The 26,592-nt window shown below is 59.9% G+C and carries 24 protein-coding genes; 18 read left to right on the top strand and 6 right to left on the bottom strand.

Annotation, left to right across the window (positions count from 1 at the left end; translation table 11 throughout):
• Positions 1-66: 66 nt before the first annotated feature.
• From dnaE to ispD, 8 genes are all read left to right on the top strand, one after another.
• Positions 67-3,588 (top strand): DNA polymerase III subunit alpha, encoded by a 3,522-nt coding sequence (gene dnaE / locus KSS96_RS07235; RefSeq protein ID WP_017529686.1) that lies wholly within the window; start codon positions 67-69, stop codon positions 3,586-3,588.
• A 138-nt stretch (positions 3,589-3,726) separates the two neighbouring features.
• Positions 3,727-4,674, top strand: a complete 948-nt coding sequence (locus KSS96_RS07240) for an acetyl-CoA carboxylase carboxyltransferase subunit alpha (protein ID WP_017529685.1) — start codon at positions 3,727-3,729, stop codon at positions 4,672-4,674.
• Between the two features lie 160 nt (positions 4,675-4,834).
• On the top strand, positions 4,835-6,154 hold the full coding sequence (gene tilS / locus KSS96_RS07245; protein ID WP_217855946.1) for a tRNA lysidine(34) synthetase TilS: 1,320 nt from the start codon (positions 4,835-4,837) through the stop codon (positions 6,152-6,154).
• A gap of 273 nt (positions 6,155-6,427) precedes the next feature.
• A complete protein-coding gene (pyrG, locus tag KSS96_RS07250) occupies positions 6,428-8,059 on the top strand; it encodes a CTP synthase (RefSeq protein ID WP_017529683.1) in 1,632 nt (543 codons plus the stop codon).
• 5 nt (positions 8,060-8,064) lie between these two features.
• A complete protein-coding gene (gene kdsA, locus KSS96_RS07255; RefSeq protein ID WP_065877156.1) occupies positions 8,065-8,910 on the top strand; it encodes a 3-deoxy-8-phosphooctulonate synthase in 846 nt (281 codons plus the stop codon).
• Positions 8,911-9,067: 157 nt separating this feature from the next.
• Complete coding sequence (gene eno, locus KSS96_RS07260) at positions 9,068-10,357, top strand: phosphopyruvate hydratase (RefSeq protein ID WP_017529681.1); 1,290 nt, start codon at positions 9,068-9,070, stop codon at positions 10,355-10,357.
• 183 nt (positions 10,358-10,540) lie between these two features.
• Positions 10,541-10,819, top strand: a complete 279-nt coding sequence (gene ftsB, locus KSS96_RS07265; protein ID WP_003172294.1) for a cell division protein FtsB — start codon at positions 10,541-10,543, stop codon at positions 10,817-10,819.
• Positions 10,816-11,523 carry a 2-C-methyl-D-erythritol 4-phosphate cytidylyltransferase gene (gene ispD, locus KSS96_RS07270; RefSeq protein ID WP_217855948.1) on the top strand — a complete coding sequence of 236 codons (708 nt, stop codon included), beginning with the start codon at positions 10,816-10,818 and terminating at the stop codon, positions 11,521-11,523. The genes ftsB and ispD overlap by 4 nt, the downstream gene beginning before the upstream one ends.
• Before the next feature lie 35 nt (positions 11,524-11,558).
• On the opposite strand, the gene KSS96_RS07275 is transcribed toward ispD, so the two are convergent.
• On the bottom strand, positions 11,559-12,458 hold the full coding sequence (locus KSS96_RS07275; protein WP_017529679.1) for a LysR substrate-binding domain-containing protein: 900 nt from the start codon (positions 12,456-12,458) through the stop codon (positions 11,559-11,561).
• A 105-nt stretch (positions 12,459-12,563) separates the two neighbouring features.
• Here KSS96_RS07275 and KSS96_RS07280 point away from each other — a divergent pair, with 105 nt between their 5' ends.
• The 8 genes from KSS96_RS07280 (at position 12,564) to rpoS (ending at position 19,681) form a co-directional block, all read left to right on the top strand.
• Positions 12,564-13,676, top strand: a complete 1,113-nt coding sequence (locus KSS96_RS07280; RefSeq protein WP_017529678.1) for an S-(hydroxymethyl)glutathione dehydrogenase/class III alcohol dehydrogenase — start codon at positions 12,564-12,566, stop codon at positions 13,674-13,676.
• Positions 13,677-13,684: 8 nt separating this feature from the next.
• On the top strand, positions 13,685-14,530 hold the full coding sequence (gene fghA / locus KSS96_RS07285; RefSeq protein ID WP_065877154.1) for an S-formylglutathione hydrolase: 846 nt from the start codon (positions 13,685-13,687) through the stop codon (positions 14,528-14,530).
• A 54-nt stretch (positions 14,531-14,584) separates the two neighbouring features.
• Positions 14,585-15,058: a 2-C-methyl-D-erythritol 2,4-cyclodiphosphate synthase gene (gene ispF / locus KSS96_RS07290; RefSeq protein ID WP_012722614.1), complete on the top strand. Its 474-nt coding sequence runs from the start codon at positions 14,585-14,587 to the stop codon at positions 15,056-15,058.
• Positions 15,055-16,113 (top strand): tRNA pseudouridine(13) synthase TruD, encoded by a 1,059-nt coding sequence (truD, locus tag KSS96_RS07295; RefSeq protein WP_017529676.1) that lies wholly within the window; start codon positions 15,055-15,057, stop codon positions 16,111-16,113. The genes ispF and truD overlap by 4 nt, the downstream gene beginning before the upstream one ends.
• A complete protein-coding gene (gene surE / locus KSS96_RS07300; protein ID WP_017529675.1) occupies positions 16,101-16,850 on the top strand; it encodes a 5'/3'-nucleotidase SurE in 750 nt (249 codons plus the stop codon). Before truD ends, surE begins: the two co-directional genes overlap by 13 nt.
• A 41-nt stretch (positions 16,851-16,891) precedes the next feature.
• Positions 16,892-17,527 carry a protein-L-isoaspartate(D-aspartate) O-methyltransferase gene (locus tag KSS96_RS07305; protein ID WP_169865481.1) on the top strand — a complete coding sequence of 212 codons (636 nt, stop codon included), beginning with the start codon at positions 16,892-16,894 and terminating at the stop codon, positions 17,525-17,527.
• 207 nt (positions 17,528-17,734) lie between these two features.
• Positions 17,735-18,571 (top strand): peptidoglycan DD-metalloendopeptidase family protein, encoded by an 837-nt coding sequence (locus KSS96_RS07310; protein ID WP_017529673.1) that lies wholly within the window; start codon positions 17,735-17,737, stop codon positions 18,569-18,571.
• Positions 18,572-18,676: 105 nt separating this feature from the next.
• The gene (rpoS, locus tag KSS96_RS07315) at positions 18,677-19,681 is read left to right on the top strand and encodes an RNA polymerase sigma factor RpoS (RefSeq protein ID WP_017529672.1); all 1,005 of its coding nucleotides are present in this window, start codon (positions 18,677-18,679) and stop codon (positions 19,679-19,681) included.
• 129 nt (positions 19,682-19,810) lie between these two features.
• On the opposite strand, the gene KSS96_RS07320 is transcribed toward rpoS, so the two are convergent.
• Both KSS96_RS07320 and KSS96_RS07325 read right to left on the bottom strand, forming a co-directional pair.
• On the bottom strand, positions 19,811-20,743 hold the full coding sequence (locus tag KSS96_RS07320; RefSeq protein WP_068931592.1) for an IS110 family transposase: 933 nt from the start codon (positions 20,741-20,743) through the stop codon (positions 19,811-19,813).
• Between the two features lie 391 nt (positions 20,744-21,134).
• On the bottom strand, positions 21,135-21,344 hold the full coding sequence (locus tag KSS96_RS07325; protein WP_002554837.1) for a cold-shock protein: 210 nt from the start codon (positions 21,342-21,344) through the stop codon (positions 21,135-21,137).
• 389 nt (positions 21,345-21,733) lie between these two features.
• On the opposite strand from KSS96_RS07325, the gene dcd reads away from it, so the two are divergent.
• Both dcd and KSS96_RS07335 read left to right on the top strand, forming a co-directional pair.
• Positions 21,734-22,300, top strand: coding sequence for a dCTP deaminase (dcd, locus tag KSS96_RS07330; RefSeq protein ID WP_003189215.1), 567 nt, complete (start codon positions 21,734-21,736; stop codon positions 22,298-22,300).
• A gap of 107 nt (positions 22,301-22,407) precedes the next feature.
• Positions 22,408-22,605: a hypothetical protein gene (locus tag KSS96_RS07335; RefSeq protein ID WP_017529671.1), complete on the top strand. Its 198-nt coding sequence runs from the start codon at positions 22,408-22,410 to the stop codon at positions 22,603-22,605.
• 24 nt (positions 22,606-22,629) lie between these two features.
• On the opposite strand, the gene pdeM is transcribed toward KSS96_RS07335, so the two are convergent.
• The 3 genes from pdeM to KSS96_RS07350 are packed head-to-tail and all read right to left on the bottom strand — an operon-like array spanning position 22,630 to position 26,583.
• A complete protein-coding gene (gene pdeM, locus KSS96_RS07340) occupies positions 22,630-23,280 on the bottom strand; it encodes a ligase-associated DNA damage response endonuclease PdeM (protein WP_065877153.1) in 651 nt (216 codons plus the stop codon).
• Positions 23,280-25,760, bottom strand: coding sequence for a ligase-associated DNA damage response DEXH box helicase (locus KSS96_RS07345; protein WP_217855950.1), 2,481 nt, complete (start codon positions 25,758-25,760; stop codon positions 23,280-23,282). The genes pdeM and KSS96_RS07345 overlap by 1 nt, the downstream gene beginning before the upstream one ends.
• A gap of 58 nt (positions 25,761-25,818) precedes the next feature.
• The gene (locus KSS96_RS07350; RefSeq protein WP_017529668.1) at positions 25,819-26,583 is read right to left on the bottom strand and encodes an ABC transporter ATP-binding protein; all 765 of its coding nucleotides are present in this window, start codon (positions 26,581-26,583) and stop codon (positions 25,819-25,821) included.
• Positions 26,584-26,592 lie beyond the last annotated feature (9 nt).

Here is a 26,592-nt window from a genome sequence, read left to right on the forward strand (position 1 = left end):
TGATGTTTTTGCCAAGGCCCGGTACAATCCGGGCCTTGTTGTTTCCACGTATAAGACAGGATCACTATGCCGGCTTCATTCGTTCACCTACGCCTGCACACTGAGTACTCCCTGGTCGACGGCCTGGTACGGATCAAACCGCTGGTCAAAACCCTGGTGGGCATGAACATGCCTGCGGTCGCGGTGACCGATCAGAACAACATGTGTTCCCTGGTCAAGTTCTACAAGAACGCCATGGGTGCCGGCATCAAGCCGATCTGCGGCGCCGACCTGTGGCTGTCCAACAAAGATCCGGATAATGCCCTGAGCCGCATCAGCCTGTTGGCGATGAACGGCGTGGGGTATCGCAACCTCACCGAACTGATCTCCCGTGGTTTTATCGAGGGCCAGCGCAACGGTTCGATCATTATCGAGCGCGAATGGGTCGCCGAGGCCAGCGAAGGCCTGATCATGCTGTCGGCCGCCAAAGAGGGCGAGATCGGGATCGCACTGCTGGGTGGCAACCCCCATGAAGCCGAAGTGCTGGCGAAGGAGTGGATGCAGGTCTTTCCCGATCGGTTCTACCTCGAAGTGCAGCGCACCAACCGTCCTAATGATGAAGAGCACCTGCACGCCGCCGTGGCGTTGGCCGACAAGCTGGGCGCACCGTTGGTGGCGACCAATGATGTGCGCTTTATCAAGAAGGAAGATTTCGAAGCCCACGAAACCCGCGTGTGCATCGGCGAAGGCCGGGCCCTGGATGACCCGCGTCGCTCCAAGAACTACAGCGAAGAGCAGTACCTCAAAAGCGCCGAGGAAATGGCCGAGTTGTTCAGCGACCTGCCCGAGGCCCTGGAAAACTCCGTCGAGATCGCCAAGCGCTGCAACATCGAAGTGAAGCTGGGCAAGCACTTCCTGCCCAACTTCCCGATCCCCGACGGCATGACCATCGACGAGTACTTTCGCAAAGTGTCGTTTGACGGCCTGGAAGAACGCCTCTCGGTCCTGCTGCCCAAAGACACCACCGAAGATTACGAAGCCAAGCGCCAGGTCTACGTTGACCGGCTGAATTTCGAGCTGGATATCATCATCCAGATGGGCTTCCCCGGTTACTTCCTGATCGTAATGGACTTTATCCAGTGGGCCAAAAGCAACGGCGTACCGGTCGGCCCGGGTCGTGGGTCGGGTGCCGGCTCGCTGGTGGCCTATGTGCAGAAAATCACCGACCTCGACCCCCTGGAATATGACCTGCTGTTCGAGCGGTTCCTGAACCCGGAACGGGTTTCCATGCCCGACTTCGACGTCGACTTCTGCATGGACGGTCGCGACCGCGTGATCGAATACGTGGCCGAGAAATATGGCCGCAACGCGGTCAGCCAGATCATCACCTTCGGTTCGATGGCCGCCAAGGCGGTAATCCGTGATGTGGCGCGAGTGCAGGGCAAGTCCTATGGCCTGGCGGATCGTCTGTCGAAGATGATCCCGTTCGAAGTCGGCATGACCCTCGAGAAGGCCTACGAGCAGGAAGAAATCCTGCGCGACTTCATCAAGGTCGATGAGGAAGCCGCCGAAATCTGGGACATGGCGCGCAAGCTCGAAGGTGTGGTGCGTAACGTGGGTAAACACGCCGGTGGCGTGGTGATCGCGCCTACCAAGCTCACCGACTTTTCGCCGATCTATTGCGACGAAGAGGGCGATGGCCTGGTTACCCAGTTTGACAAGGACGATGTGGAGGCGGCCGGCCTGGTGAAGTTCGACTTCCTTGGCCTGCGAACCCTGACGATCATCGACTGGGCGCTCAAGACCATCAACCGCGACCGCGCCAAGGTCGGTGAAGAGCCGCTGGATATCGCGTTTATCCCGCTGGATGACAAGCCGACCTACAGCTTGCTGCAAAAGGCTGAAACCACGGCGGTATTCCAGCTTGAATCGCGTGGCATGAAAGAACTGATCAAAAAGCTCAAGCCCGACTGCCTGGAAGACTTGATCGCACTGGTGGCCCTGTTCCGTCCTGGCCCGCTGCAGTCAGGCATGGTTGATGACTTCATCAACCGCAAGCACGGGCGCGCCGAACTGGCTTACCCGCATTCGGACTACCAATACGAAGGCCTCAAGCCCGTACTGGCGCCGACCTACGGCATCATCCTGTACCAGGAACAGGTGATGCAGATCGCTCAGGTGATGGCGGGTTATACCCTCGGCGGCGCGGACATGCTGCGTCGAGCCATGGGTAAAAAGAAACCCGAGGAAATGGCCAAGCAGCGCGGTGGTTTCATTGAGGGTTGCGCCACCAACAATATCGATGCCGACCTGGCCGGTAACATTTTCGACCTGGTGGAAAAATTCGCCGGTTACGGCTTCAACAAATCCCACTCCGCCGCGTATGGCCTGGTGTCCTACCAGACCGCTTGGCTGAAAGCCCACTACCCGGCGCCGTTCATGGCGGCGGTACTGTCGGCCGACATGCACAACACCGACAAGGTCGTAACCTTGATCGAGGAAGTGCGCACCATGAAGCTGCGCCTCGACGCGCCGGATGTGAACGCGTCGGAGTTCAAGTTCACGGTGAATGACGAAGGCCGCATCATCTATGGCCTTGGTGCGATCAAGGGCGTGGGCGAAGGCCCGGTGGAAGCGATTACCGAAGCGCGCCAGGACGGCCCGTTCACGGACCTTTTCGACTTCTGCGCGCGGGTTGACCTCAAGCGCATCAACAAGCGCACCCTGGATGGCTTGATCCGCAGCGGCGCGCTGGACCGTCTGGGCCCGTATTTCCATGACGAGCCCAAGGCGTATCAAGCGAATATCGACCGCAACCGCGCGGTGCTGCTCACCGCCATGGAAGAAGCGATCAAGGCCGCCGAACAGACCGCCCGCACCCACGACAGCGGCCACGCCGACCTGTTTGGCGGGCTGTTCGTTGAAGAAGACGCGGACGTGTACGCCAACCACCGCAAGGCCAAAGAGCTGACCCTCAAGGAACGCCTCAAAGGTGAAAAAGACACCTTGGGCCTGTACCTCACCGGTCACCCCATTGATGAATACGAAGGCGAGATCCGCCGCTTTGCGCGTCAGCGCATCATCGACCTCAAGCCTGCACGCGACACCCAGACCGTCGCCGGCATGATCATCGCCTTGCGAGTGATGAAGAACAAAAAGGGCGACAAGATGGGTTTCATTACCCTCGACGATCGCTCGGGTCGGATCGAAGCGTCGCTGTTTGCCGACGCCTTCCACTCCGCGCAGTCGTTGTTGCAGACCGATGCCATGGTGGTGGTCGAGGGGGAGGTCAGTAATGATGACTTCTCCGGCGGCCTGCGCCTGCGCATCAAGCGCGTGATGAGCATGGAAGACGCGCGTACCAACCTGGCCGAGAGCCTGCGTTTGAAGGTGAAAACCGAAGCGCTCAAAGGCGATCAGCTACGCTGGTTGGGCGACCTGCTCAAGCGTCACCGTGGTGCGTGCCCCGTGACCATGGAGTACACCGGCAACGACGCCAAGGCGATGTTGCAGTTTGGTGAGACCTGGCGAATTGATCCTGCTGATGGCTTGATTCAAGCATTGCGTGACCAGTTCGGCCGTGACAACGTCTTCCTCCAATACCGTTGATGCGTCGGTGATGGCATTGCGCCTGATCTCGACTGAACATTTAATCTCGACCTGAACGCGCCTCTCCCTTAAGGTAAGGCGCGAATAGACAACCGGCTGGCCAGGTACCCCTTGGCCGTCGACCCAAGACGGACGCTTATGAACCCGAATTTTCTTGATTTCGAACAGCCGATCGCTGACCTGCAAGCCAAGATCGAAGAACTGCGCCTGGTCGGCAATGACAATTCGCTGAATATCGGCGATGAGATCGCTCGCCTGCAAGACAAGAGCAGCACGCTCACCGAAGACATCTTCGGCAAGCTAACCAGTTGGCAGATCGCGCGCCTGGCTCGCCATCCGCGCCGTCCGTACACCCTGGACTACATCCAGCATATCTTCACCGAGTTCGACGAGTTGCACGGCGATCGCCACTTCTCTGACGACGCGGCCATCGTGGGCGGTATCGCTCGCCTGGACGACCAGCCGGTCATGATCATCGGTCACCAGAAAGGCCGTGAAGTGCGTGAGAAAGTACGTCGCAACTTCGGCATGCCGCGTCCGGAGGGCTACCGCAAGGCTTGTCGCCTGATGGAAATGGCCGAACGCTTCAAAATGCCGATCCTGACCTTCATCGATACGCCGGGTGCTTACCCAGGCATCGACGCCGAAGAGCGCAACCAGAGCGAAGCGATTGCCTGGAACCTGCGTGTCATGTCCCGCCTGAAGACCCCGATCATCGCCACCGTGATCGGTGAGGGTGGTTCCGGCGGTGCGTTGGCCATCGGCGTCTGCGACCAACTGAACATGTTGCAATATTCGACCTACGCAGTGATCTCGCCGGAAGGTTGCGCCTCGATCCTGTGGAAAACCGCAGAAAAGGCGCCCGATGCTGCCGAAGCCATGGGCATCACCGCTGATCGCCTCAAAGGCCTGGGGATCGTCGACAAAGTCATCGCCGAGCCACTGGGTGGCGCGCACCGCGACCCGGCCGCTGCCGCCGCGACCATCCGTGCCGAGTTGAGTTCGCAACTGGCGATGCTCAAGAAGCTTGATAACGAAGCGCTGTTGGCCCGTCGTTACGAGCGTCTGATGAGCTACGGCCTCTAAGCCGACGCTGGCACTTAATGTGGGAGGGAGCTTGCTCCCGATGGCGGTGGATCAGCTTGCACATGCGGTGGCTGACACTGCGCTATCGGGAGCAAGCCCCTCCCACATTTGCTTTGTGTATGCTGGTAAACCTATTCCAGATTTGCAGCGTTGATGTGTGATGAAACCGGATGTTGCCGCAAGACTCCTGCAAGCCCTGGCCCCCTGGCGCAATGCCCCGGCCTGGCACATCGCATTTTCCGGTGGGCTTGATTCCACCGTCCTGCTGCATCTTCTCGCCTCCCTGGCAAACACCCAAACCCTACCGCCCCTTCGCGCCGTCCATGTCCACCACGGCCTGCAAGCTGCTGCCGACGCATGGCCAGCTCATTGCCAAGCGGTCTGCGACAGCCTGGGCGTACCCTTGCGCCTCATGCGTGTGCAGGTGAGGCCGGGCGCGAGCCTTGAACGTGCGGCGCGGGATGCGCGCTATCAGGCGTTCATGCAGGCAATGGGGGCAGGGGAGGTGCTTTTCACCGGCCAGCATCGCGACGATCAGGCCGAAACGCTGCTGTTTCGCCTGCTGCGCGGTGCCGGTGTGCGAGGGTTGGCGGCGATGCCTGAGCACCGCCCCTTGGCGCAGGGCCACTTGGTGCGGCCGTTGCTGGCATTTTCCCGTAGCGAACTGGAAGCCTACGCGCAACAGCATCAATTGCACTGGATCGAGGATCCCTCCAACGTTGATCCACGGTTTTCCCGCAATTACCTGCGTCACCGTGTACTTCCCAGCCTTACGGAGCGCTGGCCGCAGGCGATCACCCAGCTGGCTCGCACGGCTGAACACATGGCTGAGGCTCTAGGGCTGCTCGACGAGTTGGCGCAGATGGACCTGCAGCGCGCCGGTCAGCCTTCTGCGTTTCCCTGGTTGCCTCTGCCGTCCCTGGCGCTTGAACCCTTACGCCAATTGTCCGATGCCCGCCAGCGTAACGTTTTGCGGTATTGGCTGACGCCACTGACCCGTTTGCCCGACAGCGATCACTGGACCGGTTGGAACGCCCTGCGCGATGCCAAGGGTGACGCACAGCCTCTATGGCGCCTGGCCGACGGCCAAATGCAGCGTAGCGGTGAACGCATCTGGTGGTTGCCCACAACCTGGTCGACGTTTTCCGACGCATCGGTGAGCTGGCCCGATCCCCAACAACCACTCGAGTTGATGGGCAATGGCCAGCTGAGATTTATCGGCCGGGCCCCCGAAGGCCCGTTGGTGGTCCGCTATCGCCAGGGGGGCGAAATCTTCGATGTGCCGGGGCGAGGTCGGCGTGATCTCAAGCGCCTGCTCAATGAAAGTGGTTTGCCGGGCTTCGTCCGTGGCAGATTGCCGCTGGTCTATCGGGGCGAGCAATTGCTGGCTGTGCCAAGCGTCGCGGGGGCATGGACCCGCTCGGTGGATGACGGGCAATTGGATTGGTTGCCACAGAGCTGCGATCAAGGTTTGAGCTGATAGCGCCTTTCCGGTAGACTACGCTCCCTTCTTGATACAACTTCTGTGGATTCGCCTGAATCGCAGCAGTTGCCGATTACCAAGCAGTCTTTGCTGGGCGATTCCAAAAAATGTGTAGCGATCAACGTACCGGTGTTTCATTGCTGGTCTGTCACAACGCGGCGGTTTTTTTGAAAGGTGCACTGTGATTAATGCAGGTGATCGGGGGCTTCGGCCTCTCTTCGCTTTCCCCGGCGGCTCGGACCGCTTTAACGCAGACTTCTAGGGTTTTTCATGACGCGCTACATATTCGTCACGGGCGGTGTTGTTTCTTCATTGGGGAAAGGCATTGCCTCCGCTTCATTGGCGGCCATCCTGGAGGCGCGGGGGCTTAAAGTCACCATGCTCAAGCTGGACCCGTACATCAACGTCGACCCGGGCACCATGAGCCCGTTCCAGCACGGTGAGGTGTTCGTCACACACGACGGCGCCGAGACCGACCTGGACCTGGGCCACTACGAGCGGTTCATCCGCACGACCATGACCCAGAACAACAACTTCACCACCGGCCGTGTCTACGAGCACGTGCTGCGCAAGGAGCGCCGTGGTGACTACCTGGGTGCAACCATCCAGGTGATCCCGCACATCACCGACGAAATCAAGCGCCGCATCATCAAGGGCGCGGGCGATGCCGACGTGGCGATGGTCGAGATTGGTGGCACCGTGGGTGACATCGAATCCCAGCCGTTCCTCGAAGCCATCCGCCAACTGCGTTTCGAAGTCGGCGCCAAGCGCGCGATGCTGATGCACCTCACCCTGGTGCCATACATCGCCACCGCCGGCGAAACCAAAACCAAGCCTACCCAGCACTCGGTCAAGGAACTACGTTCCATCGGCCTGCAGCCAGACGTGCTGGTGTGCCGCTCCGATCATCCGATCGACATTTCCTCGCGTCGCAAGATCGCCCAGTTCACCAACGTTGAAGAACGTGCGGTGATTGCCCTGGAAGACGCAGACACCATCTACAAGATCCCGGGCATCCTGCATTCACAAGGCCTGGATGATTTTGTGGTCGAGCGTTTCGGCCTGCAATGCAACGGCGCGGATCTGTCCGAGTGGGAAGCCGTGGTCGATGCCAAGCTCAACCCTGAGCACGAAGTCACCATCGCCATGGTCGGCAAGTACATGGAGCTGCTGGATGCGTACAAGTCGCTGATCGAAGCGATGAGCCACGCCGGCATCAGCAACCGTACCAAGGTCAACCTGCGTTATATCGATTCCGAAGACATCGAGAACCAGGGCACCGCGCTGCTCGAAGGGGTCGACGCGATCCTCGTGCCAGGCGGTTTCGGCCTGCGTGGCGTGGAAGGCAAGATCACCGCCGTGCAGTACGCTCGTGAGAACAAGGTGCCGTACCTGGGTATCTGCCTGGGCATGCAAGTGGCCGTCATCGAGTTCGCCCGTAACGTGCTGGGCTGGAAAGACGCCAACTCCACCGAGTTCGACAGCAAGAGCGGCCACCCGGTCGTGGGCCTGATCACCGAGTGGGAAGACGCCACCGGCGCGGTCGAGACCCGTACCGAAAGCTCCGACCTGGGCGGCACCATGCGCCTTGGCGCGCAAGACTGCCTGCTGGAAGCCGGTTCTTTGGTTCACGATTGCTATGGCAAGGACGTGATCGTCGAGCGTCACCGTCATCGCTACGAAGTGAACAACAACCTGCTGCCGCAGATCAAAGCCGCCGGCCTGAAGATTTCCGGTCGCTCCGGTGATGGCGCGCTGGTTGAAGTGGTCGAAGCACCGGATCATCCATGGTTCGTCGCTTGCCAGTTCCACCCGGAGTTCACCTCGACGCCACGTGACGGCCACCCGTTGTTCAGCGGTTTCGTCAAGGCGGCACTGACGCAACACCAGAAGAAGGCGTAAACCTGATGGCCCAGAAGATCATTCGCGTAGGCGACATCGAGATCGCCAACGACAAGCCCATGGTGCTGTTCGGCGGCATGAACGTGCTGGAAAGCCGCGACATGGCGATGCAGGTCTGCGAAGAGTACGTCAAGGTTACCGAGAAACTGGGTATCCCTTATGTGTTCAAGGCCAGCTTCGACAAGGCCAACCGTTCGTCCGTGACCTCCTATCGCGGCCCGGGCCTTGAAGAAGGCATGCGGATCTTCCAGGACATCAAGCAAGCCTTCGGCGTGCCGATCATCACCGACGTCCACGAGCCTGAACAGGCTGCCGTGGTCGCCGAGGTGTGCGACATCATCCAGCTGCCGGCCTTCCTGTCGCGCCAGACCGACCTGGTCGTGGCGATGGCCAAGACCGGCGCCGTGATCAATATCAAGAAAGCCCAGTTCCTTGCGCCTCAGGAGATGAAACACATCCTGAACAAGTGCGTGGAAGCGGGTAACGACCAGTTGATTCTCTGCGAGCGGGGTTCGAGCTTCGGCTACAACAACCTCGTGGTGGACATGCTCGGTTTCGGCATCATGAAGCAGTTCGAATACCCGGTGTTCTTCGACGTGACCCACGCGCTGCAAATGCCCGGTGGTCGTGCAGACTCCGCTGGTGGTCGCCGCGCCCAGGTGCTGGACCTGGCCAAGGCGGGTCTCAGCCAGTCCCTGGCCGGCCTGTTCCTGGAAGCCCACCCGGATCCGGACAACGCCAAATGCGACGGCCCCTGCGCTCTGCGCCTGGACAAGCTGGAGCCATTCCTGGCCCAGCTCAAGCAGTTGGACGAACTGGTCAAGAGTTTTCCGACGGTAGAGACCGCGTAAGCGGCGTTTCTCCGGTAGACTTTCCCACGCTTTCTGCTCAGGCCGTCGGGCCTGAGCCTTGTCGCCTGCAAGCCTGCCCCGTTGTTCCACCCTTGCGGTCGGTCAAAAGTTTCCCTTCAGCTGCGTCGTTTTCGTCAACTTTGGAGTGTTTACAACAATGGCAAAAATCGTCGACATCAAAGGTCGTGAAGTTCTCGACTCCCGTGGCAACCCCACCGTCGAAGCCGACGTGCTTCTCGATAACGGCATCATCGGCAGCGCCTGCGCGCCATCCGGTGCTTCCACAGGTTCGCGCGAAGCGCTGGAACTGCGTGATGGCGACAAGAGCCGTTACCTGGGCAAGGGTGTCCTCAAGGCTGTAGCCAACATCAATGGCCCGATCCGTGACCTGCTGCTGGGCAAAGACCCGCTGGACCAGAAAGCCCTGGACCACGCGATGATCAAGCTCGACGGCACTGAAAACAAAGGCAGCCTGGGCGCCAACGCCATCCTCGCCGTGTCCCTGGCTGCCGCCAAGGCTGCCGCCCAGGATCAGGACCTGCCGCTGTACGCGCACATTGCCAACCTGAACGGCACGCCGGGTGTTTACTCGATGCCCGTGCCGATGATGAACATCATCAACGGTGGCGAGCACGCCGATAACAACGTCGATATCCAGGAATTCATGGTGCAGCCGGTTGGCGCCAAGTCCTTCTCCGAAGGCCTGCGCATGGGCACCGAGATTTTCCATCACCTCAAGGCCGTACTGAAGGCCCGTGGCCTGAGCACCGCCGTAGGTGACGAAGGTGGTTTCGCGCCGAACCTGGCGTCCAACGAAGATGCGCTGAAAGTCATTTCCGAAGCCGTGGCCAACGCTGGCTACACGCTGGGCACCGACGTGACCCTGGCCCTGGACTGCGCAGCCAGCGAGTTCTATGAAGACGGCAAGTACAACCTGTCCGGTGAAGGCCAGGTGTTCAACTCCGAAGGCTTCGCTGAGTACCTCAAGGGCCTGACCCAGCGCTATCCGATCATTTCGATCGAAGACGGCCTGGACGAGTCCGACTGGGATGGCTGGAAGATCCTCACCGACAAAATCGGCGAAAAAGTCCAATTGGTGGGCGACGACCTGTTCGTGACTAACACCAAGATCCTCAAAGAAGGCATCGATAAAAAGATCGCCAACTCGATCCTCATCAAGTTCAACCAGATCGGCACCCTGACCGAAACGCTGGAAGCCATCCAGATGGCCAAGGCTGCGGGCTACACCGCCGTGATCTCCCACCGCTCGGGCGAAACCGAAGATTCGACCATTGCCGACCTGGCCGTGGGCACCTCGGCGGGCCAGATCAAGACCGGTTCCCTGTGCCGTTCCGATCGTGTTTCCAAGTACAACCAATTGCTGCGTATCGAAGAGCAATTGGCCGGCAAGGCCAAGTACAACGGTCGCGGCGAGTTTCGCGGTTGATCGCTACTGGTTGGTAGGGCGTGGTAAAAGTCAGCGGATTGCGTCGGAAAGTTCACGATAGTGAACATTTCGGCGTTAATCTGATGGCTATCAAGCACAAGCCTGGTTCTTCCAGGCTTCGTGCTATCAGTTGCTTCAAAAGTGATGCATGGCTGTCTTTTTTCACTGGATACCCGATATTCGATGCGCAGTCCCAATTGGTTGTTCCTCGTCTTGCTCTTGTTGCTGGCTGGCCTGCAGTACCGCCTGTGGGTGGGTAATGGCAGCTTTGCGCAGGTAAAAGACCTGACCCAGCAAATTGCCGACCAGCACGCCGAAAACGAACGCCTGCTGGAGCGCAACCGCGTCCTCGACGCCGAAGTGCTCGAGCTGAAGAAAGGCACGGAGACCGTTGAAGAGCGGGCGCGTCATGAATTGGGCATGGTGAAGGAGGGCGAAACCCTCTACCAGTTGGCCCAATGAGCAACAGCTTGCCGGCCTTCTGGGCCGTGATTCCTGCCGCGGGCGTCGGTGCCCGTATGGCCGCGGACCGTCCCAAGCAATATTTGCAGCTCGGTGGACGCACTATTCTCGAACACAGCCTTGGCTGTTTTCTCGATCACCCAGACCTCAAGGGGCTGGTGGTCAGTCTGGCCTGCGATGATCCCTATTGGCCCACGCTGGCCTGTTCCGTTGACCCACGTATCCAGCGTGCGGACGGTGGTTCAGAGCGCTCGGGCTCGGTACTCAATGCACTGCTGCACTTGAACGCCCTGGGCGCCAGTGATGATGACTGGGTGCTGGTGCATGATGCTGCCCGGCCCAATTTGAGCCGTGATGATCTCGACAAACTGTTAAGCGAGCTGGTCGATGATCCTGTCGGTGGCCTGCTGGCCGTACCGGCCCGCGACACCCTTAAACGCGTCGACAAGCACGGCCGGGTGGTGGAAACCGTTGACCGCAGCTTGATCTGGCAAGCCTACACGCCGCAAATGTTCCGCCTCGGTGCCTTGCACCGTGCATTGGCCGACAGCCTGGTGGCCGACGCAGTCATCACCGACGAAGCCTCGGCGATGGAGTGGTCCGGCCAGGCGCCGCGCCTGATCGAAGGGCGCTCGGACAATATCAAGGTGACCCGACCGGAGGATCTTGAGTGGCTTAGGTTGCGGTGGGCGAATCGGCGCTAGTCGGTTAAACCGTGTCCAGCGCAAACACCGAATAATCACCCGCTGTACTCCGGCCGCCCAGCCAACCCTTCCTTCAAAAAATCCACCAACTTCCTGACCTTCGGCGACAAATGCCGCTGTTGCGGATACAACGCCCACACTGCCGTGTTCGGCGGCTGGTGGGCCTCCAGCAACGACACCAACGCCCCGCTGTGCAAATGTTGCAGCACGTAATAGTCCGGTAACTGGCACAACCCCACCCCCTGCAGCGCCGCATCCAGCACCGCTTGCCCACTGTTGCAGCGCCAGTTTCCCTGTACTCGCTGGGAAAATTCGCGCCCATCCTGAGCCAGTTGCCAGATATCCGAACTGCCGATCAGGCAGTTATGCCGACTCAGTTCCGACAAGCTATGCGGGCGCCCGTACCGTTCCAGATAGGACGGCGATGCGCACAAATACATGCGTCGGGGCGCCAGGCGGCTGGCGACCATCCTTGAATCAGAAAGACGCCCCAGGCGAATCGCCAGGTCCAAGCCTTCGTGTACCAGGTCGAGCTGGCGATTGCTCAGTTCGATATCCACCCGCAACTGCGGATAAAGCCCCATGAACCGCGTCACCAGCGGCACGATGAAGCGTTCGCCATAAGCCACTGCGCAGGTCATGCGCAACATGCCTTTGGGTTCGCTGGCCAGGTCGCCCACCGCGCGCAGCGCTTCTTCGCGGCCGTCTTGCAGGCGCTGGCAATGTTGCAGGAACGTTTGCCCGGCTTCGGTCAGGGTGACTTTGCGGGTACTGCGATACAGCAAACGGGTTTGCAATCGCTCTTCCAGGCGTGCGACCTGTCGGCTGATATGGGATGACGACACGCCCAGACGCTCGGCTGCCGCCGTGAATTGGCTGCACTCAGCCACGGCGACGAACTCGTCGATGCCTTCCCAGCGGTTTTCCTGCGTCATGATTATCCCTGTACAGCAATAATGTTTTGCTTTGTGCTGGATTATTAATCAATGAGCCGTGTTTTACACTGCTCTTCTCAATTTTCAGTGCCTGGAGAAAACCGGATGATCAAGTCACGCGCCGCTGTCGCCTTTGAAGCCAAAAAACCGCTGGAGATCGTGGAAGTGGAGGTCGCCATGCCCAAGGCTGGCGAAGTGCTGCTGCGCGTGGTGGCTTCCGGCGTATGCCACACCGACGCCTATACCCTGTCAGGCGCTGACCCGGAAGGTATTTTCCCATCGATCCTGGGCCATGAAGGCGGTGCGGTGGTTGAAGCCGTCGGCGAAGGCGTGACCTCGGTGGCCGTCGGCGATCACGTGATCCCGCTGTACACCCCTGAATGCGGCAAATGTAAATTCTGCCTGTCGGGCAAGACCAACCTGTGCCAGGCCATTCGTGCCACTCAGGGCAAGGGCTTGATGCCGGATGGCACTACGCGTTTTTCCTACAAGGGTCAGCCGATTTTCCATTACATGGGGACTTCGACCTTCTCCGAATACACCGTACTGCCGGAAATTTCCGTGGCGAAAATTCCTAAAGAAGCCCCGCTGGAAAAAGTCTGCCTGCTGGGTTGCGGCGTCACCACTGGTATTGGCGCGGTAATCAATACCGCCAAGGTCAAGCCGGGCGACACGGTGGCGATCTTCGGTCTCGGCGGTATCGGCTTGTCGGCGGTGATCGGCGCGGTCAAGGCCAAGGCCGGTCGCATCATCGCCATCGATATCAACCCGGCCAAGTTTGAAATCGCCAAGCAATTGGGTGCCACCGACTGCATCAACCCAAAAGACTATGACCGCCCGATCCAGGACGTGATTGTCGATTTGACCGACGGTGGCGTCGACTTCTCCTTTGAGTGCATCGGCAATGTGCAACTGATGCGCGCCGCCCTCGAGTGCTGCCATAAAGGTTGGGGCGAGTCGGTAATCATTGGCGTGGCCGGGGCCGGCCAGGAAATCGCCACCCGTCCATTCCAGCTGGTGACGGGTCGCGTCTGGCGCGGTTCGGCCTTCGGCGGCGTGCGCGGCCGTACCGAATTGCCAAGCTACGTGGAGATGGCTCAGACCGGCGAGATCCCGCTGGATACTTTCATTACCCACACCATGGGCCTGGAAGACATCAACAAAGCGTTCGACCTGATGCATGAAGGCAAGAGCATTCGCACCGTCATCCATTTCTGAGGTCGGCCATGAGTCTGGAAAACCTGTCGTGCCAGAAGAGCTTCGGCGGCTGGCATAAACGTTACAAGCATCACTCGGATGTGCTCGGTTGCGACATGACCTTTGCCGTCTACCTGCCGCCGCAAGCGGAGCAGGGCGGCAAGCTGCCGGTGCTGTACTGGCTGTCCGGGTTGACCTGCACCGATGAAAACTTCATGCAGAAGGCCGGCGCCCAACGCATGGCCGCCGAGCTGGGGCTGATCATCGTCGCGCCGGACACCAGCCCGCGCGGGCCCGGTGTGCCGGGTGACCCGGACAGCGCCTGGGACTTCGGCCTGGGCGCGGGCTTTTATCTGAATGCCACCCAGGAACCTTGGGCTAAGCACTATCGGATGCATGACTACGTGGTGCAGGAATTGCCGGCATTGGTTGAAGCGCATTTCCCGGCGTCGGACAAACGCGGTATCAGTGGCCACTCCATGGGCGGCCACGGTGCATTGGTGTGTGCCTTGCGTAACCCGGGGCGTTACCTGTCGGTGTCGGCGTTTTCGCCGATCAACAACCCGATGGATTGCCCTTGGGGCCAGAAAGCCTTCTCCCGTTACCTGGGCGACGAGCGCTCGAAGTGGCGTGAATGGGACGCCTGCGTACTGATCAGCGAAGCCTCGCAAAAGCTGCCGCTGCTGGTGGACCAGGGCGACCGCGACGATTTCCTCGCGGTGCAGCTCAAGCCTGAAGCCTTGCAGCAGGCGGCCAAGGCAGCCGGGCATCCGCTCGAACTGCGCCTGCAACCGGGCTATGACCACAGCTACTTCTTCATCGCGAGCTTCATCGAAGACCATTTGCGGCACCATGGCCGTGCTTTGCTCGGTTAATGTGCGGCAAAAGTAGGTAGAATCACGCCCTGAATAAAATCGGGGCGTTTTTTTATGCGTATTGGCCACGGCTACGATGTGCACCGTTTCGCTGAAGGCGATTTCATCACCCTGGGCGGCGTGCGCATTGCGCACCACCACGGGTTGCTGGCTCATTCCGACGGCGACGTTGTGTTGCATGCCTTGAGCGATGCCTTGCTCGGCGCGGCGGCGTTGGGGGATATCGGCAAGCACTTTCCGGATACCGACCCGACGTTCAAGGGCGCGGACAGCCGGGTGTTGCTGCGGCATGTGGTCGGCCTGATCCATGCCAAGGGCTGGAAGGTCGGCAACGTCGACAACACCATCGTGGCCCAGGCCCCGAAAATGGCGCCCCATATCGAATCGATGCGCGCACTGATTGCCGCAGACCTGCAAATTGAATTGGATCAAGTGAACGTGAAAGCCACCACCACCGAAAAGCTCGGGTTTACCGGTCGTGAAGAGGGCATCGCGGTGCACTCCGTCGCCTTGTTGCTGCGCGCATGAATGATCTGCAACTGTTGGGCCCGCGAGCCTATGGCGAAGCCTTGGGCAGCGCCGTCCTGAAGGCCACCGCTGAAGATTTCCAAGTGGACGAAGTGCTGGATATCCCCCTGACCGGCGACGGCGAGCACCTGTGGTTATGGGTGGAAAAACGTGGCCTCAACACCGAGGAAGCCGCGCGCCGTATCGCCAAGGCCGCCGGCGTGCCGTTGCGCACCGTCAGCTATGCGGGGCTCAAGGATCGCCAGGCGCTGACCCGCCAGTGGTTCAGCGTGCAGTTGCCGGGCAAGGCTGACCCGGACATGAAGGGTGCCGAAAACGACACTCTCAAGATCCTTAAAACCGCTCGCCACAGGCGCAAGCTGCAACGGGGCGCGCATTCGGCCAATGGTTTCACCCTGCGCCTGACCCAGTTGGCCGGCGATACCGCCGCCATCGACGCACGCTTGCAACAGATTGCACAACACGGCATCCCCAATTACTTCGGCGCCCAGCGTTTTGGCCATAACGGCGGTAACGTGGTTGACGCCCGTGAGTGGGCCGCTCGCAAGGCTTTGCCCGAACAGCGCAATGTGCGTTCGCGACTGTTGTCCACCGCGCGCAGTTTTCTCTTTAATAAGGTGCTGGCCGCACGCGTGGCCGACGGTTCGTGGCAACGGGCCCAGGTTGGCGACTTGCTGGCATTTACCGACAGCCGCAGTTTTTTCCCGGCTGGCGAAGCTGAATGCAGCGACCCGCGCCTGGCAATCCTGGACCTGCACCCGACCGGGCCGCAGTGGGGGGAGGGCGATTCGCCCGCAACCGGCGCGACCCATGAACTTGAGCAGGCGATCGCCGCAAGCGAAGCCGATCTGCGTGATTGGCTGGTGAATGCCGGCATGAGCCAGGAACGTCGCATTCTGCGGCTGCCCATTGGCGGGTTGACGTGGCATTATCCCGGGCCTGACATTCTGCAATTGGAATTCGTCCTGCCGGCCGGATGCTTCGCCACTGTCTTGGTGCGCGAGCTTGTTGATCTGGTGCCGGTGGGGCAGACGGACAGCCCATGCGTATTCTGATATCAAACGATGACGGTGCCACCGCACCCGGTCTTGCCGCGCTTCATGCTGCGCTGGCGGATTACGCCGAGTGCGTGGTGGTTGCCCCCGACCAGGACAAGAGCGGCGCCGGCAGTTCGCTGACGCTCGACCGTCCCCTGCATCCGCAGGTTCTGGCCAATGGCTTTATCAGCGTAAACGGTACCCCTACCGACTGCGTACACCTGGCGATCAACACCCTGTTGGACCGGGAACCGGACCTGGTGGTGTCGGGTATCAACCTCGGCGCCAACCTGGGCGATGACGTGCTGTATTCCGGCACCGTGGCGGCAGCTCTTGAAGGGCGCTTCCTAGGCCGTACCTCGTTCGCGTTTTCCCTGGCGTCGCGCCAACTCGACAACCTGCCCACCGCCGCCTATTTCGCGCGCAAGCTGGTGGAGGCCCACGGCTCCCTGGACTTGCCGCCGCGCACGGTGCTCAACGTCAATATCCCCAATTTGCCCCTCGACCACATTCGCGGCATCCAGCTGACACGCCTGGGCCATCGCGCCCGGGCAGCGGCCCCGCTGAAAGTGGTCGACCCGCGCGGCAAGGAAGGGTATTGGATCGCTGCCGCGGGCGACGCCGAAGACGGTGGCGAGGGCACGGACTTTCATGCGGTGATGCAAGGTTATGTGTCGATTACCCCGTTGCAACTCGATCGCACTTTCAGTGATGCCTTCCGTGGTCTCGATGGCTGGCTGGAGGGGCTGCGCTGATGGCTCGTGAACAAGACGACCTGCTGCGTCGCGGTATCGGGATGACTTCCCAGCGTACCCGTGAGCGTTTGATCCAGCGCCTGTACGAAGAAGGCCTGTCCAACGCCCAGGTGCTGGAAGTGATCCGCCGCACGCCGCGCCATCTTTTCGTCGATGAGGCCTTGGCCCATCGCGCCTATGAAGACACGGCGTTACCCATCGGCCATAACCAGACCATCTCCCAGCCCTACATGGTTGCGCGCATGAGCGAGCTGCTGTTGGCGGCGGGGCCGTTGGATAAGGTGCTGGAGATCGGCACCGGCTCCGGCTATCAAACCGCGGTACTGTCGCAGTTGGTGGAGCGGGTGTTCTCGGTGGAGCGCATCAAGGTGTTGCAGGATCGCGCCAAGGAGCGTCTGGTTGAGCTCAACCTGCGCAACGTGGTGTTCCGCTGGGGCGATGGCTGGGAAGGCTGGCCGGCGCTGGCGCCATACAACGGCATCATCGTCACCGCCGTGGCCACCGACGTACCGCAGGCATTGCTCGACCAGTTGGCCCCCGGTGGGCGGCTGGTCATCCCGGTGGGCTCCGGTGAAGTGCAACAATTGATGCTTATTGTGCGTGAAGAAGAGGGGTTCTCTCGGCACGTGCTGGGGGCCGTGCGCTTTGTTCCGTTGCTCAACGGCCCACTGGCCTGATCAATTTTTGCCGACAGTGAATTCTGCTGGTGTGGATGTGTCTTACAGCGGGGTCTATCAAGTCAACATGATGGGCGCAGCGATTCAACACGCTGGATGATTCGTTTCAGTCGTGTGCCGGTAAAACTTCAATGCCCAGTTATACTTGCGACATATTTCAAGCCTGATACAGGCATACATGTTCAGCCACCACAAAGGGAGCGGCGGGTGAGTCTCACAGGTCTTGCGCAGCGTATGGGTAAAACAAGTTTTCAGCGACTGGTGCTTGGCCTTGTCTTCGGTTCCTTGTTGGTAGGCTGTTCCAGCTCGCCAAGCAGTGGCGCGCGGGTCGTCGATCGTAATAATGCCGCCCCACAAAAGCCGACGGTCACCACCGGCCAGTACGTGGTGCGCAAGGGCGATACATTGTTCTCGATCGCCTTTCGTTACGGTTGGGACTACAAGGCGCTTGCAGCCCGTAACAACATTCCTGTGCCCTACACGATTCATCCGGGTCAGACGATTCGCTTTGACGGCCGCACCGGCTCAACGCCCACGGCAGTTGTGACAAACACCGGATCTTCGCCGTCGTCTTCGAGCAAAACCACCGTCTTTACAAGGCCTGCCGGCACGGTTGCGGCGACGCCTGCAAGCAAGCCGGCACCCGCGCCGCTGCCACCTGCGGGGCCTGCGCCGACCGGTTGGGGATGGCCCTCAAATGGAGTGTTGATTGGAAAATTCTCTTCAAACGGTAGTTTGAATAAAGGCATTGATATCGCCGGGGATTTGGGACAGCCTGTTTTAGCTGCGTCTGATGGGACAGTGGTGTACGCCGGGAGTGGTTTGCGGGGCTACGGCGAGCTGGTCATCATCAAACACAGCGATACCTACGTCAGTGCCTACGGTCATAACCGCAGGCTTTTGGTTCGGGAGGGGCAACAGGTCAAAGTCGGACAGACAATTGCCGAAATGGGGTCAACTGGTACGGACCGGGTGAAACTGCACTTTGAGATTCGCCGTCAAGGGAAGCCTGTAGATCCGCTGCAATTCCTACCCCGTCGTTGATGTGTTGCACAGCCTGTTCCTTACGTAGAAGGAACAGGCTCCAGCGTTGCCAAGGATAAAGGCGTCGCTTGAGCTTGAGGTCGAACTCACCAAAGGACTATAACAATGGCTCTCAGTAAAGAAGCGCCGGAGTTTGACATCGACGATGAGGTTCTCCTTATGGAGACCGGTATCGCTATGGAATCGATGTCGAATGAGGGACCTGTAACACCTTCAGTTCGCACCAAATCCAAGAACTCCACCGCGTTAAAGCAACATAAGTACATTGATTACACACGGGCGCTCGACGCGACCCAGTTGTACCTCAATGAAATCGGCTTTTCCCCTCTGCTCACTCCCGAAGAAGAAGTCCATTTTGCGCGTTTATCGCAAAAGGGTGATCCGGCTGGGCGCAAACGCATGATTGAAAGCAACCTGCGCCTGGTGGTGAAAATCGCCCGACGCTACGTCAATCGTGGGTTGTCCCTGTTGGACCTGATCGAGGAGGGCAACCTGGGCCTGATCCGGGCGGTGGAGAAGTTCGACCCTGAGCGGGGCTTTCGCTTTTCAACCTATGCCACTTGGTGGATTCGCCAGACCATCGAACGGGCGATCATGAATCAGACCCGTACCATTCGGTTGCCGATCCATGTGGTCAAAGAGCTGAACGTCTACCTGCGGGCAGCGCGTGAGCTGACTCAAAAACTCGATCATGAACCCTCGCCCGAAGAAATTGCCAACCTGCTGGAAAAACCGGTGGGTGAGGTCAAGCGCATGCTCGGTCTGAACGAGCGCGTGTCTTCGGTCGATGTCTCGCTGGGTCCGGACTCGGACAAAACCCTGCTGGACACCCTGACGGATGATCGCCCTACGGATCCTTGCGAACTGTTGCAGGACGATGATCTGTCGCAAAGCATTGACCAGTGGTTGTCTGAGCTTACGGACAAGCAGCGCGAGGTGGTGATTCGCCGCTTCGGCCTGCGTGGCCATGAGAGCAGTACCCTGGAGGACGTAGGCCTGGAGATCGGCCTGACCCGTGAGCGGGTGCGGCAGATCCAGGTCGAAGGGCTCAAGCGCTTGCGTGAGATCCTGGAGAGGAATGGCTTGTCGAGCGAGTCGTTGTTCCAATAACGACGCAACCTGAAAGCTTAAATGTGGGAGCAACTGTCTTGATGACCCTAACTTTGGCATCGCTTTTTAAGACAGCCAAGCTCCCACAGCTTCAAGCCGTGTGACCTTCAACCACACATCGCTGCCGATTCAGGCAGCGTGTTCTTTCCATTCGGCTCTATAACGCAGCATCGCGTTCAGCCTGACTAACAAAACACGCATGCATGCAATTAGCGCAACTTTTGCGCGTTTGCCTTTGTCGCGCAGTGCTTTATAGCGGGCCTGGAATTCAGGCTGTTCCCGGATGACAACCCAGCAGGCCATGTAGAGCGAGCGACGCACGGAAAACCTTCCGCCGCTAATGTGACGCGCACCTTGGTGTTTCCCACTGTCGTTGTTATACGGAGCGAGGCCCGCTAGCGCCGTGATCGGACGCCTGCCAATCTCGCCCAGCTCCGGCAGATATGCCATTAGGCTAGCCGCCGTAATGAGCCCGATGCCCTTAACTGAGCACAGGCGTTCGACCTTTTCGCGGTCTAGCCTGTTGGCGGTTTCGCGAATCAGCTGCTCTATCGCGTTCACAGCCTTGCTCAAGTAGTCGATATGGCTCTGCAACGCCGGTTTTACTACGTCGCAGGAGGCTGTTTTCAGGCGCCTTCTGTCATCGTCCCTCTGCTGAACAAAGTTCTCTCGCTGCTGGACTAACGCGCGCAACTCGTCATGTTCCGGGCTGGTGATTCGGCTGCTTGGTGAGTCGAGAACCGCTGCGAACTGCGCAAGAGACTTTGCGTCTATCGGGTCGGTTTTAGCGTGTTGCCCCATCGCCCTGGAAAAACTCTTGGCCCGACGGGGATTGACGCAGATGACATTAAGGCCCGCAGCCTGAAGCGCCTTCATGACTTTGCGCTCATAACCGCCAGTAGCCTCCAACACCACGCGTCCGACCTGGTGAAGCAATAGCCACCCAATCAACCCAGGGAAATCTTCTTCGGCGTTAGCGCAATTTACCCCAACGTCAACCTGATGAACTCGAGCTTCAAGGCTGTCCTTGGAAACATCAATGCCTGCTGGATAGGAAAACATAGCCAAACCCTCTTACACTAAAAGTGAGAGCGCTCTGGCTTGGCCCACGCTTGTAACTGTTCGAGGTGGGCTCGTTCAACTGTTCGGGCTCATGTCCAGAGCGGAGAAGTGAGTGGCAGCATGGGCTCCCACACGTGCTTTAAGCACTTCGGGCATTCAGCTTGCCACTCACCCTCTCACTCTCAGCTTAATCCCGTATCAAGACACAAGGGGGCTTGCTCCCGATTGTTGAGTGACAGTCAATGGATGCATTGACTGATTCACCGCTATCGGGAGCAAGCCCCCTCTCACATTTTTTATGCCTGGCGTTTGTTCGGGTATTTCAAGAAAATCCAGGCATAAAAAAACCCCGCTTTTAAGGGCGGGGTCTTTTCGACTAAGTCAGTACAAGTTAGATAACTTGAACTTCTTCAGCTTGCATGCCTTTCTGACCGCGGGTAGCGATGAAAGAAACCTGTTGGCCTTCTTTCAGGCTTTTGAAGCCGTCGGATTGGATAGCTTTGAAGTGAACGAACAGGTCGTCACCGGATTGTGGAGTGATGAAGCCGAAGCCTTTTTCATCGTTGAACCACTTAACGGTACCAGTTTGGCGATTAGACATGGTGTAACTCCTTGAACAAAGTTAACTGCGACTCAGGAAAAGCCCTGGCCGAGACTGAGTGCAAAGAGCAGGAAAAATTCTTGGAGATGGTTGGATCGAAATTCAACATATCGTGTAGAGATTCTCAGTGACACAAGCAACACAGTGACGCCACCTTAACCGTTTTTCCGGAACGTGCCAATGGTATTTCCGAAGGTTTCTCTAATTTCGTGACTGGCGGTGGTATTTACGGTCGCCGGGCACCGTCGTCCGGGTACCGGCCCCGCGGGCTGCGGCCTATGCCGGGCAGGGCATTCATCAAGAAAACCCCCACGGCCTTTGAACCCCAACGTCTGCCCCGGTAAGATGCCACACAGAATTTTTCCACCTCGCTATTCAGGACACCCGCCATGAGCATCAAATCGGACAAGTGGATTCGCCGCATGGCGCAAGAGCACGGCATGATCGAGCCGTTTGTCGAGCGCCAGATTCGTGGCGAAGGCGACGAGCGTGTGATTTCGTACGGGGTTTCCAGCTACGGCTACGATGTGCGTTGCGCCGATGAATTCAAGGTGTTCACCAATATCAATTCGGCGATCGTCGATCCGAAAAACTTCGACGAAAAGAGCTTCGTCGACGTCAAGAGTGACGTGTGCATCATCCCGCCAAACTCTTTCGCCCTGGCGCGCACTGTGGAGTTCTTCCGTATTCCCCGCGACGTGCTGACCATTTGCCTGGGCAAAAGCACCTACGCGCGCTGCGGCATCATCGTTAACGTGACACCGCTTGAGCCCGAGTGGGAAGGTCATGTAACCCTGGAGTTCTCCAACACCACCACGCTGCCGGCGAAGATCTACGCCAATGAAGGCGTGGCTCAGATGCTGTTCCTGCAGTCCGATGAGGCTTGTGAAGTGTCCTACAAAGACCGTGCCGGCAAGTATCAGGGCCAGCGCGGCGTCACCTTGCCGCGCGCTTGATCGAAAGGTCCTACGCGCAAAGGGAATTAGTCTGCAGAAAGTGACTCTATTGGGTGTACTGCCTCGGCGCGTGTAAAGCGCGCCGAGCCACGCTTGAGGAGTGCCTTATGAAAATCAACCCGCGAATCAGCGCAGAACTTGCCCGGCTTGAACCCAACCAGATTGGTGTTCTGGCCTGGTCCCTGATGGCCGACCCCACTTATGCGGGCGGCATCCCCGGCCAACCCGAGCCGGATTACCCGCAGCCTGCCGAACCTGGTGAGCCGACCCTTCCGGACGAGCCGCCACCCGCGCCTGTTGCCTGATACCTGGATGGCCAGTGGGGGCTTTCAGTGTACTGGCCAGACCTGCTGGTCGCCGATCACGAAAATTCGGTGATCATCGTCCTGCTCCACCGCGTATCCGCCGGTAAACGCTCCAAACGCCGGCAGCAAACTGACCCGCGTACCCAACTGAAAGCACGGCAGGCGCAAACGTTGGTGCCCCTTGCCGCGCAGGCGATACACCGGATGCACATGCCCCGCCAGCACATGATGGCTGGCATGGGCGTGCGGTTCGTGTTGCAGGGCGAAAGGGCCGAGCAGCAGCGGCTCGGCCACCACCTCGATCCTCAAGCCGGCAGGTGGATCGCCCGCGCGTTTATCGTGATTGCCGCGGATCAGGGTCATGGGCAGGTCGCGATGGCGCGCCCGCCAGGCATCGAGCGCGCCCAGGGTGCCGCTGGCATGGGAGCCGGGGCCGTGCAGAAAGTCACCCAGAAAGATCAGCTGTTGGCAGGGATAAGTCGCCAGCAGCCGGTCCAATCGCCGCAAATTCTCGGTGGTAGTGCCTTGCGGTACCGGTTGCCCCAGGCTGCGATAGGCAGACGCCTTGCCGAAATGCGCATCGGCGATCAGCAGGCATTGGCGCGCAGGCCAATACACCGCCTTATCCGCCAGCAGCCAAAGTTCTTCACCCTCAAGCGTCACTGAGCAATGCATCAACGTTTCCCGTTATCCGCGACTTTCTCCAGGTCCTTGACCATCCGCGCGATGCGCTCCGACAGCTTTTCCGAACTCATGCTCTCGCGCATCCGCTCCACCAACAGCGGGAAGGCCAGCGGCGTAGCGCGCTCGATGACGTGTAAGTCCAGTTTCAGCGCAGACAGACGAGATAAGGTCTCTTCCAGCCGACGAATGTCCAACTCATCACGTAGGACTTCTTCTCCAGCTTGGGCCAGCAACAGGTTCTGCGGGTCATATTGCTTGAACACTTCAAAGAACAAACCGCTGGACGCCTGCACTTGCCGGGTACTTTTCGGCGCGCCCGGGTAGCCAGCAAATACCAGCCCGGCAATCCGCGCGATTTCGCGAAAGCGGCGCAAGGCCAGTTCCCCGGCATTCAGGCTGGCCGCCACGTCCGCGAGCAAGTTTTTCGGGCTGAGCAGCGCGTTGTTCAACACAACCGGCCACTCCACCGCCGTGGCACTCAACAGCTCCAGGCCGTAATCGTTGACCGCAATGGAGAAGGTCACCGGTTGCACCTGGCCGACCCGCCACGCCAGCAGGCTTGCCAGCCCCACGTGCACTTGCCGCCCGGCGAACGGGTAGAGGAACAGGTGCCACCCCTCCCGCGATGTCAACGCTTCGGCCAGCAGATGCTCGCGTGTGGGCAAGCCCGACCAGCGCAACTGCGTTTGCAACAAGGGTTGCACCGCTTGCATCTCCCGGCCTTCGAAATGCCCGCGCGCCGCCGCTTCGAAGCGCTCTACCACGGCTTGGGCCAGTTCGTTGGAAAGCGGCATCCGCCCGCCATTCCAGCGCGGCACGGCGGCTTTCTTGACGGTGCTGCGGCGCACATAGGCGGTCATGTTTTCCACGCGCACCAGTTCCAACAAGCGCCCGGCGAACAGGAAGCCATCACCGGGCTTGAGCCGCGCGATAAAACCTTCTTCGACGCTACCCAGGTTCTTGCCGCCGCCGCCTTTGCTCCAGAACTTCAACTGGATGCTCGCATCGCTGACAATGGTGCCGACGCTCATGCGATGGCGCCGCGCCAGTCGTGCGTCGGGGACGCGCCACACGCCGTGCTCATCGGGTTCCACGCGGCGGTAATCCGGATAAGCCGTCAGCGACAGGCCGCCATGGCGCACAAACCCCAGGGCCCAGGCCCAATCGGCGTCGGTGAGGTCGCGATAAGCCCAGGCACCGCGCACTTCCTTCAGCAGCGCATCCGGCGTAAAACCACCCCCCAGCGCCATGCTGACCAAGTGCTGTACGAGCACATCCAGCGGCTTGTAGGGTGATTCGCGGGCTTCGATGCGTCGCGCGGCAATCGCGTCCTGGGCTGCCGCCGCTTCCACCAATTCCAGGCTGTGTGTGGGCACCAGCGTCACCCGTGACGGCCGCCCCGGTGCATGGCCGGAGCGCCCCGCGCGTTGCATCAGGCGCGCCACGCCTTTGGCTGAACCGATCTGCAACACCCGCTCCACCGGCAGTAAATCCACCCCCAAATCCAGGCTGGATGTGCATACCACGGCTTTGAGTTGCCCGTCTTTCAAGGCCCGCTCCACCCAGTCACGGGTTTCCCGCGAGAGCGAACCATGGTGCAGGGCGATCACGCCGGCCCAATCCGGCCGCGCCTCCAATAGCGCCTGGTACCAGATTTCCGACTGTGCCCGGGTATTGGTAAACACCAGACAACTGCGGCTCCCGTCCACCTGCGCCACGACTTGCGGCAGCATCTTCAAGCCGATATGCCCAGCCCAGGGAAAACGCTCGGCAATCGGTGGCAATAAAGTGTCGACTGTCAGCTGTTTGGCCGTTTGCCCCTGCACATTGACCCCACCGCCCTGTGGGACTAAGACCTCTAGCGCGTGGGCCTGGTTACCCAGGGTCGCCGAGATCCCCCATACCATCAACCCCGGATGCCAACGTCGCAACCGCGCCAATGCCAATTGCAACTGCACGCCACGCTTGTTGCCGATCAATTCATGCCATTCATCCACGACGACCATGCGCAGGTGCGCCAGGCTCACCTCGCTGTCGGCGCGGGCCAGCATCAGCGTGAGGCTTTCGGGCGTGGTGACCAGTGCGCTCGGCTGGCGACGCGTCTGACGGGCGCGCTCGCTGCTGCTGGTGTCACCTGTGCGCAGGCCGACGCTCCAGGGAATCTGCAAGGCTTCAAGCGGCGCTTGCAGGGCGCGCGCGGTGTCGGCCGCCAGCGCACGCATCGGCGTGATCCATAACACCGTCAGCGGTTCGGCGGGTGGCTTGCGTTTACCGGCAACGGGCACGTGGGTGATGGCCAAGCGATTGAGTGCGGCGAACCACAGCGCATAGGTTTTGCCGGCGCCGGTGCTGGCATGCAGTAACCCGGACTGGCCGTGCTTGACCGCCGCCCACACGTCTTTTTGAAAGGCGAACGGCTTCCAGCCTTTGGCGGCAAACCATTGCTTGGCGAAGTCGGTGGGTTTTGCCATACGGCGGCTGACATTCCGGAGGGTCTATTGCCACAGACCCTCCAGGCACCGCAAAGGTTTACTTCAAATTGCCACTCAGAAATTGTTGCAGGCGTTCGCTTTTCGGATTACCCAACACGTCTTCCGGCGCCCCTTGCTCCTCCACCAGGCCCTTATGCAGGAACAGCACCTGGCTCGACACCTTGCGCGCAAAGCTCATCTCGTGGGTGACCATGATCATGGTGCGACCCTCTTCGGCCAGGCCCTGGATCACCTTCAGCACTTCACCCACCAGTTCCGGGTCCAGCGCGGAGGTCGGTTCGTCGAACAGCATGACCTCGGGCTCCATCGCCAATGCACGAGCAATGGCCACCCGTTGCTGCTGGCCGCCGGAGAGAAACGCCGGGTATTGATCGGCCACTCGCGCCGGCAGGCCGACTTTGTCGAGGTAACGACGGGCACGGTCTTCGGCGTCCTTCTTGTTGCAGCCCAGCACCCGGCGCGGGGCCATGGTGATGTTTTCCAGCACGCTCATGTGACTCCACAGGTTGAAGTGCTGGAATACCATCGCCAGTCGCGTGCGCAGGCGCTGCAGCTCGGCTTCGTCGGCCACGCGCATGCCGTGGCGGTCGCTGACCATGCGGATCTGCTGGCCGTCCAGCGTCATGGCGCCGTCATTGGGGGTTTCCAAAAAGTTGATGCAGCGTAAAAAGGTACTCTTGCCCGATCCGCTGGCGCCGATCAGGCTGATCACGTCACCGGTCTTGGCCTTGAGCGAGACACCTTTGAGCACCTCATTGTCGCCATAGCTTTTATGCAGGCCTTCAACGGTCAATTTGTACATGGGGCGTGC

It is taken from the genome of Pseudomonas asgharzadehiana (assembly GCF_019139815.1).
GTDB lineage: Bacteria > Pseudomonadota > Gammaproteobacteria > Pseudomonadales > Pseudomonadaceae > Aquipseudomonas > Aquipseudomonas asgharzadehiana.